General features: G+C 65.1%; 13 protein-coding genes and 1 tRNA gene. 5 read left to right on the top strand and 9 right to left on the bottom strand.

Annotated elements, in window-relative coordinates; translation table 11 throughout:
- Positions 1-72: 72 nt before the first annotated feature.
- Positions 73-2,952 (top strand): valine--tRNA ligase, encoded by a 2,880-nt coding sequence (locus ACTG4X_RS08940; RefSeq protein WP_440533642.1) that lies wholly within the window; start codon positions 73-75, stop codon positions 2,950-2,952.
- Between the two features lie 96 nt (positions 2,953-3,048).
- A complete protein-coding gene (gene galU / locus ACTG4X_RS08935) occupies positions 3,049-3,939 on the top strand; it encodes a UTP--glucose-1-phosphate uridylyltransferase GalU (RefSeq protein ID WP_093075739.1) in 891 nt (296 codons plus the stop codon).
- A gap of 80 nt (positions 3,940-4,019) precedes the next feature.
- Here the strand turns inward: galU and ACTG4X_RS08930 are convergent, their stop codons facing one another.
- The 3 genes from ACTG4X_RS08930 to cysM form a co-directional block, all read right to left on the bottom strand.
- Positions 4,020-4,247: a sulfurtransferase TusA family protein gene (locus ACTG4X_RS08930; RefSeq protein ID WP_056509850.1), complete on the bottom strand. Its 228-nt coding sequence runs from the start codon at positions 4,245-4,247 to the stop codon at positions 4,020-4,022.
- On the bottom strand, positions 4,237-4,812 hold the full coding sequence (locus ACTG4X_RS08925; RefSeq protein WP_440533641.1) for an NUDIX domain-containing protein: 576 nt from the start codon (positions 4,810-4,812) through the stop codon (positions 4,237-4,239). The genes ACTG4X_RS08930 and ACTG4X_RS08925 overlap by 11 nt, the downstream gene beginning before the upstream one ends.
- Positions 4,813-4,877: 65 nt before the next feature.
- On the bottom strand, positions 4,878-5,780 hold the full coding sequence (gene cysM / locus ACTG4X_RS08920; RefSeq protein WP_440533640.1) for a cysteine synthase CysM: 903 nt from the start codon (positions 5,778-5,780) through the stop codon (positions 4,878-4,880).
- A 42-nt stretch (positions 5,781-5,822) separates the two neighbouring features.
- Between cysM and ACTG4X_RS08915 the strand changes: the two genes are divergently transcribed.
- Positions 5,823-5,907, top strand: a tRNA-Leu gene (locus tag ACTG4X_RS08915).
- A gap of 130 nt (positions 5,908-6,037) precedes the next feature.
- Here the strand turns inward: ACTG4X_RS08915 and ACTG4X_RS08910 are convergent.
- Positions 6,038-6,979: an NAD-dependent epimerase/dehydratase family protein gene (locus ACTG4X_RS08910; protein ID WP_440533639.1), complete on the bottom strand. Its 942-nt coding sequence runs from the start codon at positions 6,977-6,979 to the stop codon at positions 6,038-6,040.
- 79 nt (positions 6,980-7,058) lie between these two features.
- On the opposite strand from ACTG4X_RS08910, the gene ACTG4X_RS08905 reads away from it, so the two are divergent.
- Both ACTG4X_RS08905 and ACTG4X_RS08900 read left to right on the top strand, forming a co-directional pair.
- Positions 7,059-8,123: a CDP-6-deoxy-delta-3,4-glucoseen reductase gene (locus ACTG4X_RS08905; RefSeq protein ID WP_440533638.1), complete on the top strand. Its 1,065-nt coding sequence runs from the start codon at positions 7,059-7,061 to the stop codon at positions 8,121-8,123.
- A gap of 31 nt (positions 8,124-8,154) precedes the next feature.
- On the top strand, positions 8,155-9,132 hold the full coding sequence (locus ACTG4X_RS08900) for a Bug family tripartite tricarboxylate transporter substrate binding protein (protein WP_440533637.1): 978 nt from the start codon (positions 8,155-8,157) through the stop codon (positions 9,130-9,132).
- Positions 9,133-9,155: 23 nt separating this feature from the next.
- Here the strand turns inward: ACTG4X_RS08900 and ACTG4X_RS08895 are convergent, their stop codons facing one another.
- The 5 genes from ACTG4X_RS08895 to ACTG4X_RS08875 all read right to left on the bottom strand — a co-directional run bounded on the left by ACTG4X_RS08895 (position 9,156) and on the right by ACTG4X_RS08875 (position 14,440).
- Positions 9,156-9,923: an ABC transporter ATP-binding protein gene (locus tag ACTG4X_RS08895; protein WP_093050343.1), complete on the bottom strand. Its 768-nt coding sequence runs from the start codon at positions 9,921-9,923 to the stop codon at positions 9,156-9,158.
- A 16-nt stretch (positions 9,924-9,939) separates the two neighbouring features.
- Complete coding sequence (locus ACTG4X_RS08890) at positions 9,940-10,713, bottom strand: ABC transporter ATP-binding protein (RefSeq protein WP_093048994.1); 774 nt, start codon at positions 10,711-10,713, stop codon at positions 9,940-9,942.
- Between the two features lie 20 nt (positions 10,714-10,733).
- Positions 10,734-11,942 (bottom strand): branched-chain amino acid ABC transporter permease, encoded by a 1,209-nt coding sequence (locus ACTG4X_RS08885; RefSeq protein WP_093048991.1) that lies wholly within the window; start codon positions 11,940-11,942, stop codon positions 10,734-10,736.
- Between the two features lie 10 nt (positions 11,943-11,952).
- Positions 11,953-12,882, bottom strand: coding sequence for a branched-chain amino acid ABC transporter permease (locus tag ACTG4X_RS08880; protein WP_093048988.1), 930 nt, complete (start codon positions 12,880-12,882; stop codon positions 11,953-11,955).
- A gap of 265 nt (positions 12,883-13,147) precedes the next feature.
- On the bottom strand, positions 13,148-14,440 hold the full coding sequence (locus ACTG4X_RS08875) for a replication-associated recombination protein A (protein WP_440533636.1): 1,293 nt from the start codon (positions 14,438-14,440) through the stop codon (positions 13,148-13,150).
- Positions 14,441-14,445 lie beyond the last annotated feature (5 nt).

Genomic DNA, 14,445 nt, shown 5'->3' with positions numbered 1-14,445 from the left:
CGCCCCGGTAAAATCGCGGGCTATCCCACCCTGTCCCCCAACGGCTCCCTGAAGGGCCGTTCTGCATTTCCCATGAGCGAACCCATCACCCCTTCCGCCCAGCCCGGCCTCGACAGCCTGTCGAAATCGTTCGAACCCGCCGCCATCGAGGCGCACTGGGGCCCGGAATGGGAGAAGCGCGGCTATGCCAAGGCCGGCTTCCGCGGCACGCAGCAACCCAAGGAAGGCGCCGAGTCGTTCGCGATCCAGCTGCCGCCGCCCAACGTGACGGGCACGCTGCACATGGGCCATGCGTTCAACCAGACGATCATGGACAGCCTCACGCGGTATCACCGCATGAAGGGCGACAACACGCTGTGGGTGCCGGGCACCGACCACGCCGGCATCGCAACGCAGATCGTGGTGGAACGCCAGCTGCAGGAGCAGAAGGTCAGCCGCCATGATCTGGGCCGCAAGAACTTCGTGGCGCGCGTGTGGGAGTGGAAAGAAAAATCGGGCAACACCATCACCGAGCAGATGCGCCGCATGGGCGACACGGTGGACTGGAGCCGCGAATACTTCACGATGGACGACGACCTCTCGGCGGTCGTGACGCAGACCTTCGTGAAGCTGTACGAAGAGGGCCTCATCTACCGCGGCAAGCGCCTGGGCAACTGGGACCCGGTGCTCAAGACCTCGGTGAGCGATCTCGAAGTCGAGAGCGAAGAAGAAGACGGCTCGCTCTGGCACATCGCCTACCCGCTGGAAGACGGCAGCGGCACGCTGACCGTGGCCACCACCCGGCCCGAAACCATGCTGGGCGACACGGCCGTGATGGTCCACCCGGAAGACGAGCGCTACAAGCACCTGATCGGCCAGCGCGTGAAGCTGCCGCTGGTGGACCGGCTGATTCCGATCATTGCTGACGACTACGTCGACAAGGAGTTCGGCACCGGCGTGGTGAAGGTCACACCCGCCCACGACTACAACGACTACGCAGTCGGCCAGCGCCACAAGCTCGAGATGATCGGTGTGCTGACGCTGGACGCGACCATCAACGACAACGCACCCGAGAAGTACCGAGGCCTCGACCGCTTCGTGGCGCGCAAGGCCATCGTGGCCGACCTCGACGCGCTGGGCCTGCTGGTCGAGGTGAAGAAGCACAAGCTGATGGTGCCGCGCTGCGCGCGCTCGGGCGCCATCGTCGAGCCGATGCTCACCGACCAGTGGTACGTGGCCATGACGCGCCCCGGCGCCGACGGCCAGTCGATCGCGCAGAAGGCCATCGACGTGGTGAAGTCGGGCGAAGTGCGCTTCGTGCCCGAGAACTGGGTCAACACCTACAACCACTGGATGGAGAACATCCAGGACTGGACCATCTCGCGCCAGCTGTGGTGGGGTCACCAGATCCCGGCCTGGTACGACGAGGACGGCAACGTTTACGTGGCCGAGAACGAGGCCAACGCACAGGCCAAGGCGCCGGGCAAGAAGCTCGTGCGCGACGAGGACGTGCTCGACACCTGGTACTCGTCGGCGCTGGTGCCCTTCTCTTCGCTCGGCTGGCCCGCGAAGACGCAGGACCTCGACCTGTACCTGCCCTCGACCGTGCTGGTGACGGGCTACGACATCATCTTCTTCTGGGTCGCCCGGATGATCATGATGACCAAGCACTTCATCGGCAAGGTGCCGTTCAAGCACGTGTACATCCACGGCCTGGTGCGCGACGCGCAGGGCAAGAAGATGAGCAAGTCCGAAGGCAACGTGCTGGACCCGGTCGATTTGATCGACGGCATCGAGCTGCCCGAGCTGCTCGACAAGCGCACGCAAGGCCTGCGCAAGCCCGAGACGGCGCCTGCGGTGCGCAAGAACACGCAGAAGGAGTTTCCGGACGGCATTCCGGCCTTTGGCGCCGATGCGCTGCGCTTCACCTTCGCTTCGCTGGCTTCGCTGGGCCGCAGCATCAACTTCGATTCGAAGCGTTGCGAGGGATATCGCAACTTCTGCAACAAGCTGTGGAACGCCACGCGCTTCGTGCTGATGAATTGCGAAGGCCAGGACTGCGGCCTGCTGGAGCATACGAAGGAAGAGTGCAAGGTCGGCGGCCCGGCGCATGGCTACCTGAAGTTCAGGCGCGCCGACTACTGGATCGTGTCGCAACTGCAGCGCGTGGAGGCCGAAGTGGCCAAGGGCTTCGAGGAATACCGCCTCGACAACGTGGCCAATGCGATCTACCAGTTCGCCTGGGACGAGTTCTGCGACTGGTATCTGGAAATCGCCAAGGTGCAGATCCAGACCGGCGACGATTCGCAGAAGCGCGCCACGCGCCGCACGCTGATCCGCACGCTCGAAACGCTGCTGCGCCTGGCACACCCGGTGATTCCGTTCATCACGGAAGAGCTGTGGCAGAAGGTGTCGAAGGTTGCAGGACGTGAGGGCGAGTCGATCATGATCGCGGCCTATCCGAAGAGCCAGCCGGAGAAGATCGATGAAGCGGCCGAGGCATATGTGGCGCGGCTGAAGGCGCTGATCGATGCGTGCCGCACGTTGCGCGGAGAAATGAAGCTGTCGCCCGCATTGCGCCCGCCGCTCTATGCCGTGGCCGACGATGCGGAAAGCGCGGCTTTCCTGCGCGACGCCGCGCCAGTGCTGCAGGCCCTGGCAAAACTCAAGGAAGTGAAAGTGTTCGATGACGAAGCTTCGTGGGTAAAAGCCGCCGAAGCTGCGCCTACGGCTGTCGTCGGAACTGTGCGTGTTTGCCTGTTCGTGCCGATCGACAAGGAAGCCGAGTGCGCGCGACTCAAGAAGGATATCGAGCGAATCGAAAGCGAGAAGGCCAAAGTCGAGGCCAAGCTCGGCAACGAAGCCTTCGTCGCAAAGGCTCCACCGGCCGTGATCGAGCAAGAACGTAAACGTCTGACTGACCTCACGGCCACTCTGGAGCGTTTGCGCGACCAGCTTGTGCGCCTCGGCTGACAGACGCAGGGCTTTGAGGGCGTTTAGGATTCCAGGAGCGGCTGCGCGCCGCTGCGCCTCCTAACTCCCCTCTTCAAGAAAGACGCTGAGCTGCCCATGTCCACTTCCTCGACCCGCATCCGCAAGGCCGTATTCCCCGTTGCAGGCTTTGGTACTCGCTTCTTGCCAGCCACCAAGGCGCAGCCGAAGGAAATGCTGCCGGTGGTCGACAAGCCGCTGATCCAGTACGCCGTCGAAGAGGCGTACGCCGCGGGCATCCGCGACATGATCTTCGTGACCGGCCGCAACAAGCGCGCCATCGAGGATCACTACGACACCGCCTACGAGCTCGAAAGCCAGCTCGAGGCCAGCGGCAAGACCGCCCTGCTCAACATCGCGCGCTCGGTCATGCCCGACGACATGACCTGCTCCTACGTGCGCCAGCCGCGCATGCTGGGCCTGGGCCATGCGGTGCTGTGCGCCGAACACCTGGTGGGCAACGAACCCTTCGCCGTGCTGCTGGCAGACGACCTGATGGTCGGCCCCGATGGCGGCGAGCCCGTGCTGGCGCAAATGACCGCAGCTTTCGCCCGCCTCGGCGGCTCGCTGCTGGCAGTGCAGGAAGTGCCGCTCGCGCACGTCAAGCGCTACGGCATCGTGGCCGGCGACGCGGTCGAAGAAGGCCTGATAAAGGTCAACCGCATGGTCGAGAAGCCTAAGCCCGAAGACGCGCCTTCGCGCCTGGGCGTGGCGGGCCGCTACATCCTGACGCCGGGCGTGTTCGACGAAATTCGCAACCAGCCAAAGGGCGCTGGCGGCGAGATCCAGCTGACCGACGGCATCGCGGCGCTGATGAAGAAGGAATCGGTCTACGCCTATTCGTACAAGGGCATCCGCTACGACTGCGGCAGCAAGGAAGGCTTTCTGCAGGCGTCGGTGGAACTGGCGCTGGCGCACCCCGAAGTGGGCGCGGAATTCCGCGAATACCTCAAGAGCCTGAAGCTGTAATCGCCTCGTCTCTGCTTCGAGGTGCCATCACGAACAAAGGGCCGCTGCTGCGGCCCTTTTCTTTTGTTTCTTTTGCTTCGTCAGCGGCGCTTGAGCACGTGGATGAAGTCGCTGCCGACGGTTTCCTGCTCCATCAGCTCGTTGCCCGTCTGGCGCGCAAAGGCCTGAAAGTCGCGGATCGACCCCGGATCGGTCGACACCACCTTCAGCAGTTGCCCGCTCGCCATTTCGTTGAGCGATTTCTTCGCCTTGAGAATGGGCAATGGGCAGTTCAGCCCGCGCGTGTCGAGCTCGCGGTCAACTTGCATTGCCCGGCTCCGGCGGCAGGCTCAGGCCGCGGCGGCGCTCTTCGTTTTCCGCGGCGGTGAAGAACACGGGCTCGTGCCCGCGCGTGCGCAGCCAGTCGGCCAGCGCATAGCCGGTGCCGGCGGGCCAGCACCGGAGATCGGGCAGGTCGTAGAGGCGGTAGTCGACCAGTTCGGGCGAGAGCTTCACGTCGCCATCGGCCACCACGTGGTACGCGATGATGATCTGGTTCATGCGCTGGAAGTCGTACGCACCGACGAGCTTGGTGGCGCTGACGTCGAGGTTGGTTTCTTCTTTCACCTCGCGCGCAACGCCCACTTCGGGCGTCTCCCCGGCTTCCATGAAGCCGGTGATCAGCGCGAACATCTTGCCCGGCCATGCCGCATTGCGCGCCAGCAGCACCTGGCCGCGGTACTCGACGATGGCCGCGAGCACGGGGGTCGGGTTGTTCCAGTGGGTGTGGCCACAGTTGGGGCAACGCAGGCGCTCCTTGGGGCCGCCGTCTTCCATCAACGCGATCCACTCGAGCGGCGTAGCGCAGACCTGGCAAAACTTGGGATGGGGCATGGGGGTCTCTTTTCTTTTTTGTGGCTGCCTGAGCGCCTTGAGCGGGCGCTGCTGCCAGTCGTTGCTTATGCGGGAAAGACGCCCGTCGAAAGGTAGCGGTCGCCGCGGTCGCAGACAACGAACACGATGGTGGCGTTCTCGACCGTCTTCGCCACTTCGAGCGCGGCCCACAACGCACCTGCGGCCGAGATGCCGCCGAAGATGCCCTCTTCGCGCGCGAGGCGCCGGCACATTTCTTCTGCGTCGTCCTGGCTCACGCTGATTTCCTCGTCGACCCGGCTCGGGTCGAAGATTTTCGGCATGTACTCCGCAGGCCATTTGCGGATGCCCGGAATGCGCGAGCCTTCGGCCGGCTGCGCGCCGATGATGCGCACTGCCGGGTTCTTCTCTTTCAGGAAGCGCGAGACGCCGGTGATGGTGCCGGTGGTGCCCATGGCGCTCACGAAGTGCGTGACCTTGCCCTTGGTGTCGGCCCAGATCTCGGGGCCGGTGGTCTCGTAATGGATGCGCGGGTTGTCGGGGTTGGCGAACTGGTCGAGCACCCGGCCCTTGCCCTGCGCAACCATCTGCTCGGCGAGGTCGCGCGCGTATTCCATGCCGCCGCTCTTGGGCGTGAGCACGAACTCGGCGCCGAAGGCCTTCATGGTCTGGGCGCGCTCCACCGAGAGGTCCTCCGGCATGATGAGCACCATGCGGTAGCCCTTGATGGCCGCGGCCATGGCCAGGGCGATGCCGGTGTTGCCGGAGGTGGCTTCGATGAGGGTGTCGCCAGGCTTGATCTCGCCGCGCTCCTCGGCGCGCCGGATCATCGAGAGGGCCGGCCGGTCTTTGACCGAACCAGCCGGATTGTTGCCTTCGAGCTTGCCGAGAATCACGTTGCCGCGCTTGGCGTTTTCTGCGGCGTTGATGCGTTGCAGGGCGACCAGGGGGGTCTTGCCAATGGCGTCTTCGATCGTCGGATAATTCATGGCAGCCACTGTGCCATAATTTTGGGCTTCGTTCAGAACCCTGCCCGGGTGGTGAAATTGGTAGACGCAGGGGACTCAAAATCCCCCACCGAAAGGTGTGCCGGTTCGATTCCGGCCCCGGGCACCACACTTTGGCTCGCCCCCAGGCTACGCGCACTTCGTGTCGCTTCGCCTTCCCCCTACCGGGGGCGACACCGGTGGCCCGGCGAAGCCGGTTCCACGGTGTCCCTGGAATGGGCCCCTTCCCCCTTCCCCCTTTATCTTGGCTCGGTCTGCTCGCGCAGCCCCGTATGCACCGTCGGGTGCGCAAGCCGTACCCGCAGTTCGCGCTTGAGCCGGGTGTTGTCGAGCCGGCGCGATTCCCCCATGAAACTCAGCAGTTGCAGCGGCAGTTGCCGCTCAGCCTCGCCACGGGCCACTCGCGGCGGGCGGGGCATGCCGTACATGTCGGCGGCCAGGTCTACGTAGTCGCCCATGCGCAGTTCGGTGTCGTCCGAGGCATGCACGATGCGCTGCGGCTTGCCTCGAAACAACGCGGCGATACAGGCGCGCGCAAGGTCGTCTGCGTGGATGTGGCTGGTGTAGACGTCGTCTTCGTGCCTCAGCACGGGCGTGCCGCGCTGCAGGCGGCCGCGCGGGGTGCCGTTTTCGCGGTCGGGGGCGTAGATGCCCGGAATGCGCAGGATGCTGGCGCGCACGCCTGCGCTGCGGCCCAGCCAGCGCACGGCTCGTTCGGCGTCCACGCGGCGGTGGGAGCGTGGGGTGTCGGGGCGCACGACGCGGGTTTCGTTCACGCGGGCGCCGCCGCAGTCGCCGTATACGCCGCTGGTCGAGCCGTAGACGAAGGCGGAAGGCACCGACCGCAGCCGCAGTGCCCGCGCCAGCGCAGTAGTGCGCTGGTCGCGCCACCAGGCGGCGCCACCGTCACGGGCGGGCGGTGCCAGGTGCAGCACCCGCGTTGCGATGCCCGCCAGGCGGCGCAGGGTTGCTGCGTCGTCCAGATTGCCCACCAGCGGGCGGATGCCGGCCGTGCGCAGGGCGCCCACGCGGTCGGCCGACGAAGTAAGCGCCACCAGTTGCATGCGGCCGCGCAGGTCGCGCGCCACGCGCTGGCCGACGTCGCCGCACCCGACGATCAGCAGGCGTTCGCGCCGGAAACGCGCTGGCAGAGCGCCGGAGGGGCTATTGATTGAAGGCAAAATCCTGTTCCTGTCCCAATTCAGTTGCTCACCGGGTCTTACGCACGGCCCGGGCAGAGTTCACCCTCGAAGAATACCGATGACTGCTACAGCGCCGCATGAAGCGGGCTTTTCCATCCACGTCGAACCCAGCGGACGCCATTTCGTGGTCCACGGCGACGAAACCATCCTGGCGGCCGGCATTCGCCAGGGCATCGGCCTTCCCTATGGCTGCAAGGACGGCGCCTGCGGCTCGTGCAAGTGCAAGAAGCTCTCGGGCGAGGTCACCCTCGGCCCGCACCAGAGCAAGGCCCTGAGCGCCGAGGAACAGCTCGCCGGCTACGTGCTGACCTGCTGCGCGCACGCCAGGAGCGACGTGGTGCTCGAATCGCGCCAGGTCACGGAGGCCGGAGCGCTGCCGATCCGCAAGATGCCGGTGCGGGTGCTGGCCCTCACGCGCCAGTCGCACGACGTGATGATGGTGCGCCTGCAACTGCCGGCCGGCGAGCCGCTGCAGTTCTACGCTGGCCAGTATGTGGAATTCATCCTGCGCGACGGCGCGCGCCGCAGCTACTCGATGGCCAATGCGCCGCACACGCTGGGCGAGCCGGGCACGGGCATCGAACTGCATCTGCGGCACCTGCCCGGCGGCAAGTTCACCGACCATGTGTTCGGCACGATGAAGGAAAAGGAAATCCTGCGCATCGAAGGCCCCTTCGGCAGCTTCTTCCTGCGCGAGGACTCCGCCAAGCCGATGATCCTGCTGGCCTCGGGCACGGGCTTCGCGCCGATCAAGGCGCTGCTGGAGCACATGCAGTTCAAGGCCATCGACCGGCCCGCCACGCTCTACTGGGGCGGCCGCCGGCCGGAAGACCTGTACATGGACACATGGGTGCGCGAGCAGATGACGCAGATGCCGAACCTGCGCTACGTGCCCGTCATCTCCAACGCCACGCCCGAAGACAACTGGACCGGCCGCACCGGCTTCGTTCACCAGGCCGTGCTCGAAGACTTCGCCGACCTGTCGGGCCACCAGGTCTATGCCTGCGGCGCACCCATCGTGGTCGACTCGGCCAAGCGCGACTACGTGGCGCTGGCGGGCCTGCCCGAGGAAGAATTTTTTGCCGACGCGTTCACCACAGAGGCTGATAAAGCCCTTCCCTGAGACAAAACCAAAAAGAGAATCCCAAGAAAAAATGAAAACGAGACACTTCCTCCTCACCCTGATCGCAAGCACCACCGCCCTGCTGGGTGCCGGCCACGCCATGGCGCAGCAACAGCGCCCCATCCGCCTCGTCGTTCCCTACGCCGCAGGCGGCCCGATCGACAACACGGCTCGCATCCTGGCCGAACGCGTCAAGGACACGCTGGGCCCGGTCATCATCGACAACAAGCCCGGGGCGGGCGGCAACATCGGCGCCGATATCGTGGCAAAGGCGCCCGCCGACGGCCTGACGATCGGCATCGCGGCCACCGCCACCAACGCGGTGAATCCGTGGCTCTACAACAAGATTCCGTTCAACGCCGCTACCGACTTCGCACCAATCACGCAGATGGTCCGCGTGCCCAACGTGCTGGTGATGAACGCCGACACGGCCAGGCGCCTGAACATCAACAGCGTGGCCGACCTGATCCGCTATGCCAAGGCCAACCCGGCCAAGCTCAACTACGGCAGCGGCGGCAACGGCAGCGCGGGGCACCTGGCGGGCGAGCTGTTCAAGAAAGAGGCGGGCATCTTCGCGCTGCACATTCCGTACAACGGCGGCAGCCCGGCGCAACTGGCGCTGATCTCGGGGCAGGTCGATTTCAACTTCGACAACCTCGCCACCGCCGCGCCGAACATCCGCTCGGGCAAGCTGAAGGCGATTGCGGTGACGACGCTGCAGCGCAGCGCTTCGCTGCCCGATGTGCCGCCCATCGCCGACACGCTCAAGGGCTTCTCGATCGACACATGGTGGGGCCTGGTCGCGCCGGCGGGTACGCCGCACGACGTGGTCGTGAAGCTCAATCAGGCCTTCGTGGCAGCCTTGAACGCACCGGAAACGAAGACGCGCTTCGCCGGACTGCTGGCAGAGCCGGTGACCAACTCGCCGGAGCAGTTCGGTGCGTTCATGAAGAGTGAACTGGCGAAGTACGAAGCCGTCGTCAAGGCCACTGGCGCCAAGGTCGACTGAAGACGCCCCTCGGGGGCCCTTGTTTATTCGCCCAAGTAAGCGGCCCGCACGCGCGGGTCGCTCAGCAGTTCCTTGGCATCGCCGTTCATCGTGATGAGGCCAGACTCCATCACGTAGCCACGGTCGGCCAACTGCAGTGCGCGGTTGGCGTTCTGCTCCACCAGCAGGATCGTGACGCCCTGCGAGGCCACGGTCTGCACCACCTCGAAAATCTTGTCGCACATGATCGGCGACAGGCCCATGGTGGGTTCGTCCAACAGCAGCACCTTGGGGCGCGCCATCAGCGCGCGGCCCATGGCCAGCATCTGCTGTTCGCCGCCCGACATGGTGCCGGCCAGCTGGTCCTTGCGCTCGCGCAGGCGCGGGAAGGTGACGAACACGCGCTCCATGTCGCTCGCGATGGCGGCCTTGTCCTTGCGGATGTAGGCGCCGATCTGCAGGTTCTCGGTGATGGTCATGCGCGTGAACACGCCACGGCCTTCGGGCACCATCACGAGGCCCTCTTCCACCAGGTCCCACGCGCCGCGGCCCTTGATGCTGCGGCCCAGGAACTCGATGTTGCCGGCCCCGGCCGGCAGCGTGCCGGTGATGGCCTTCATGGTGGTGGTCTTGCCGGCGCCGTTGGAGCCGATCAGCGACACCAGTTCGCCTTCGCGCACCTCGAAGTCCACGCCCTTGACGGCCTGGATGCCGCCGTAGCCGACCTTCAGGCCGGAGACCTTCAGCAGCGTCTTGCCGGTGGCCTTGGCTTGTGCGGCATTGGCCCGGGTTGCTTCTTCAGCGCTTGTCATGGTTGCGGTGCTCATTTCAGTGGCCTCCCGTGCCGAGGTAGGCCTCAATCACTTTTTCATTCTTCTGCACGTCGGCGGGCGTACCTTCGGCAATCTGCTTGCCGTAGTCCAGCACGGTGACGCGGTCGCACAGGCCCATGATGAGCTTGACGTCGTGTTCGATGATCAGGATGGTGCGGTCGTCCTTGCGGATGCGGTCGATCAGTTCGCGCAGCAGCACCTTCTCGGTGGAGTTCATGCCGGCGGCGGGCTCGTCGAGCGCGATGAGCTGCGGGTCGGTGGCCAGTGCACGTGCAATTTCGAGACGGCGCTGGTCGCCGTACGACAGCGTGCGCGCCTTGTAGTCGGCGAACTTGCCGATGCCCACGTAGTCGAGCAGTTCCTGTGCGCGCTTCGCAATGGCCTTCTCTTCAGCCTTGAAGCTGCCCGTGCGCAGCATGGCGCCGAAGATGCCCGACTGCGTGCGGATGTGGCGCCCGACCATCACGTTCTCCAGCGCCGTCATTTCGGCGAAGAGGCGGATGTTCTGGAAGGTGCGTGCAATGCCGGCCTTGGCCACTTCATGCACGGCCGTCGGCTGGTAGGGCTTGCCCGCGAGCTCGAAGGTGCCGCTGTCGGGCGTGTACAGCCCGGTGATCACGTTGAAGAAGGTGGTCTTGCCTGCGCCGTTGGGGCCGATCAGGCCGTAGACCTGGCCGCGCTTGATGGTGATGCCCACGTCGGACAAGGCTTGCAGCCCACCGAAGCGCTTGGAAATTCCACGAACGTCGAGGATGGTGTCTGTCGTCATGTTGATTTTTCCTTCGGCGTTCAGGGATTGATCGACATGGGACGCGAAGCCGCACCCGGCACTTCGTCGGCAGGCGTATCGATGCCCGGCGCGTGCGTTTGCAGCGATCCGGGGGCCACGGCCGCATGGGCCGGGTCGACGGGCACGCCGCCCTTCTTCGTCAGCGTCTTGCCGTGCTCCGGCGAGGGCCAGAGGCCGCGCGGACGCACCAGCATGATGATGATCATGGCGAGCGCAATGAAGAGCTGGCGCAAGATGGACGCATCGAGGCGGCCACCGGTCAGCGACTGCAGCGGGCCGGCAACGTAGCGCAGCACTTCGGGCAGCGCTGCAAGCAGCACGGCACCGAGAATGACGCCAGGCAGATGGCCGATGCCGCCGAGCACGACCATGGCCACGATCATCACCGACTCCATCAGGCTGAAGGACTCGGGCGACACGAAGCCCTGGAAGGCCGCGAACATCGCGCCCGACACGCCGCCGAAGCTCGCGCCCATGCCGAATGCCAGCAGCTTCATGTTGCGGGTGTTGATGCCCATCGCCTTGGCGGCGATTTCATCTTCGCGGATGGCCATCCATGCGCGGCCGATGCGCGAGACCTGCAGGCGGTGCGAAATGATCACAGTGGCGATCACCAGCGCAAGGAACAGGTAGTAGTACAGCGACACCGACGAGATCGAGAAGCCGTCGAACTTCCATGCCTTGCCGAGGTCCAGGCCCCAGAACTTGATGGAGTCGATGGCCGTGATGCCCTTCGGACCGTTGGTGATGTTGACCGGTTGGTCGAGGTTGTTCAGGAACACGCGGATGATTTCGCCGAAGCCCAGCGTGACGATGGCGAGGTAGTCGCCGCGCAGCTTGAGCGTGGGCGCACCGAGCAGCACGCCGAGCACGGCGGCCACCACCAGCGCCAGCGGTATCACGATCAGCAGCGAGGTGTGCATGCCGTTCGGGAACATCTGGGCGAACCACGGGAAGGTCTCGGTCAGGTGCGACGAGCCCATGAGCGCGAAGAGGTAGGCCCCCACCGCGAAGAAGGCGACGTAGCCCAGGTCGAGCAGGCCGGCGTAGCCGACCACGATGTTCAGGCCCAGGGCCAGCAGCACGTAGAGCAGTGCGATGTCGGCGATGCGCACCCAGGCGTTGCCCTGCATCTGCAGCAGCAGGGGCAGCGCGAGCACCGCGATGATGCCGATGACGTAGAGGGCGAGGTTCTTGCTGTTCTTCATGTCTCGCTCCTTACGCACGGTCCGCCACGCGTTCGCCGAGCAGGCCGGACGGACGCAGCGTGAGCATGACGATCAGCACGATGAACGCGAAGATGTCGCTGTAGTTGCTGCCCAGCACGCCACCCGTGATGGTTCCGATGTAGCCCGAGCCGATGGCCTCGATGAGACCGAGCAGGATGCCGCCGACCACCGCACCGGCCAGGTTGCCGATGCCGCCGAACACGGCAGCCGTGAAGGCTTTCAGGCCGGGCAGGAAGCCCATCGCGTGTTGCGCGATGCCGTAGTTGGACGCATACATCACGCCGGCGATGGCAGCGAGCACGGCGCCGATGATGAAGGTGGCCGAGATGACCATGTCGGGGCGGATGCCCATGAGCGCGGCGACGCGCGGGTTCTCCGCGGTGGCGCGCATTGCGCGGCCAAGCTTGGTGTAGTTGACCAGCCACATGAGCACCACGAGCGAGAACGCCGTGACGCTGAGGATCATCACCTGCGTGGGCGAGATCACCGCACCGCCCACGTGGATGGGGTCGGTCGACAGCAGGTTGGGATACGCCTTGTTGGTCGGCTTCCAGATGATCATTGCCAGCGTCTGCAGCAGGATCGACATGCCGATGGCGGTGATCAGCGGCGCGAGCTTGGGGCTGTTGCGCAGCGGCCGGTAGGCCACTTTCTCGATCACGAAGTTGAGGGTTGCCGCGACAACGCAGGCAATGATCAACGCGATGAGGAGGATCAGCCAGCCCGGTGTGTTGGGCATGCCGTCCTTCATGAGTCCGATGATGGTCCAGCTCGTGAGAGCCCCGACCATCAGCACTTCTCCGTGCGCAAAGTTGATCAGATTGATGATGCCGTACACCATGGTGTAGCCCAAGGCTATCAAGGCATACATGCTGCCGAGAACCAGACCGTTGATGATCTGCTGCAGCAAAATGTCCATATCGCGATTCCCTATGTGTTGCACCGTTGCGGGGTGCCATTCACCCACCAGGGCACCGGTTTGGCGCCCCTGAGCTGACAAGCAAAAAACCAGCCAACATGTGTCGCTGGCGGATTTGTGGGCGGGATTGTAAGCACGCACCAGCGCTGATTTGGTGCGCTTGGACCGGGGTTTACCCGCTCACGTCATGCTGTATGCGCGTGGGGTCATGCACGCTTTGCGCGCATGCTGCAAGACGGTATCGATGCGGGTATCGACGATCTTGTCAGCCGTTGCCTTCGGCGTTCCGGCGGCGCAGTTCGCGCAGCTTTTCCGCGATGCGGATCTCGAGTCCACGCTCTACAGGTTCGTAGAAAACCTGGCCTTCCAGCCCGTCGGGAAGGTAGCGCTCGCCGGCGGCGAAACCGCCCTCCTCGTCGTGCGCATAGCGATAACCCTTGCCGTAGTCGAGCTCCTTCATGAGCTTGGTGGGTGCATTGCGCAGGTGCATGGGCACCGGGCGTGTGCTGTCCGTCTTCACAAGGGCACGCACCGCGTTGTAGGCCTTGTAGACGGCATTCGACTTGGGCGCGATCGCGAGGTAGACCACGCATTCGGCCAGCGCCAGTTCGCCCTCGGGGGTACCCAGGCGTTCGTACACCTCGGCCGCATCGAGCGCCAGGCGCAGCGCGCGCGGATCGGCCAGGCCGATGTCTTCGCTGGCCATGCGAACCAATCGGCGCGCCATGTAGCGCGGATCGGCACCGCCGTCGAGCATGCGCACGAACCAGTAGAGCGCGGCATCGGGGTCGCTGCCGCGCACGGATTTGTGCAGCGCGCTGATGGTGTCGTAGAACTGTTCGCCGCCCTTGTCGTAGCGCCGCATGCGCTCGCCGAGCACGCGCAGCAGCCACTCGTCGGTGATGTGGTCGAGCTTTTCGGCACGGGCCGCGACGGCGAGCGTTTCGAGCGTGTTGAGGAGCCGGCGCGCATCGCCGTCGGCATAGGCCACGAGGCGGTCGATCGCTGTGGCGTCGATGGCGGGCACGGCCTGGATGGCCTGCGCGCGCGCCACGATCTGCTTGAGGTCGTCTTCGCCGAGCGACTGCAGCACGTAGACGGCTGCACGCGAGAGCAAGGCCGAATTGACTTCGAACGAAGGGTTCTCGGTTGTCGCGCCGATGAAGGTGAAGAGGCCCGACTCCACGTGCGGCAGGAAGGCGTCCTGCTGGCTCTTGTTGAAGCGGTGCACCTCGTCCACGAAGATGATGGTGCGCCGCTGCTCCAGCCCGTCGCGCGCAGAGGTGGCACGGTCGACGGCTTCGCGGATGTCCTTCACGCCACCCAGCACCGCGCTGATGCTCAGGAACTGTGCGTCGAAGGCATCGGCCATGAGCCGCGCAATGGTGGTCTTGCCGGTGCCTGGCGGCCCCCAGAGGATGCAGGAGTGTGGCTGACCTGACTCGAAGGCGATGCGCAACGGCATGCCCGGGCCGAGCAGGTGCTGCTGGCCGATCACCTCGCCCAGCGTCTTGGGACGCAGGCGCTCGGCAAGGGGTTGATGAGCAGTGTTGGCCAAGCCTG

This window comes from Variovorax sp. YR566, assembly GCF_051992195.1.
In the GTDB taxonomy this organism is placed as follows: domain Bacteria; phylum Pseudomonadota; class Gammaproteobacteria; order Burkholderiales; family Burkholderiaceae_C; genus Variovorax.
Note: the sequence above shows the minus strand (reverse complement) of the source record. Positions and strands in the feature narration are given on the sequence as shown.

What these genes read in the sequence shown, in the direction of transcription:
- ACTG4X_RS08940 (WP_440533642.1), top strand. Translation starts at nt 73, where the DNA reads ATGAGCGAACCCATCACCCCTTCCGCCCAGCCCGGCCTCGACAGCCTG.
- ACTG4X_RS08890 (WP_093048994.1), bottom strand. Translation starts at nt 10,713, where the DNA reads ATGACGACAGACACCATCCTCGACGTTCGTGGAATTTCCAAGCGCTTC.
- ACTG4X_RS08900 (WP_440533637.1), top strand. Translation starts at nt 8,155, where the DNA reads ATGAAAACGAGACACTTCCTCCTCACCCTGATCGCAAGCACCACCGCC.
- ACTG4X_RS08905 (WP_440533638.1), top strand. Translation starts at nt 7,059, where the DNA reads ATGACTGCTACAGCGCCGCATGAAGCGGGCTTTTCCATCCACGTCGAA.
- ACTG4X_RS08895 (WP_093050343.1), bottom strand. Translation starts at nt 9,923, where the DNA reads ATGACAAGCGCTGAAGAAGCAACCCGGGCCAATGCCGCACAAGCCAAG.
- galU (WP_093075739.1), top strand. Translation starts at nt 3,049, where the DNA reads ATGTCCACTTCCTCGACCCGCATCCGCAAGGCCGTATTCCCCGTTGCA.
- ACTG4X_RS08885 (WP_093048991.1), bottom strand. Translation starts at nt 11,942, where the DNA reads ATGAAGAACAGCAAGAACCTCGCCCTCTACGTCATCGGCATCATCGCG.
- ACTG4X_RS08880 (WP_093048988.1), bottom strand. Translation starts at nt 12,882, where the DNA reads ATGGACATTTTGCTGCAGCAGATCATCAACGGTCTGGTTCTCGGCAGC.
- ACTG4X_RS08930 (WP_056509850.1), bottom strand. Translation starts at nt 4,247, where the DNA reads ATGCAAGTTGACCGCGAGCTCGACACGCGCGGGCTGAACTGCCCATTG.
- ACTG4X_RS08925 (WP_440533641.1), bottom strand. Translation starts at nt 4,812, where the DNA reads ATGCCCCATCCCAAGTTTTGCCAGGTCTGCGCTACGCCGCTCGAGTGG.
- cysM (WP_440533640.1), bottom strand. Translation starts at nt 5,780, where the DNA reads ATGAATTATCCGACGATCGAAGACGCCATTGGCAAGACCCCCCTGGTC.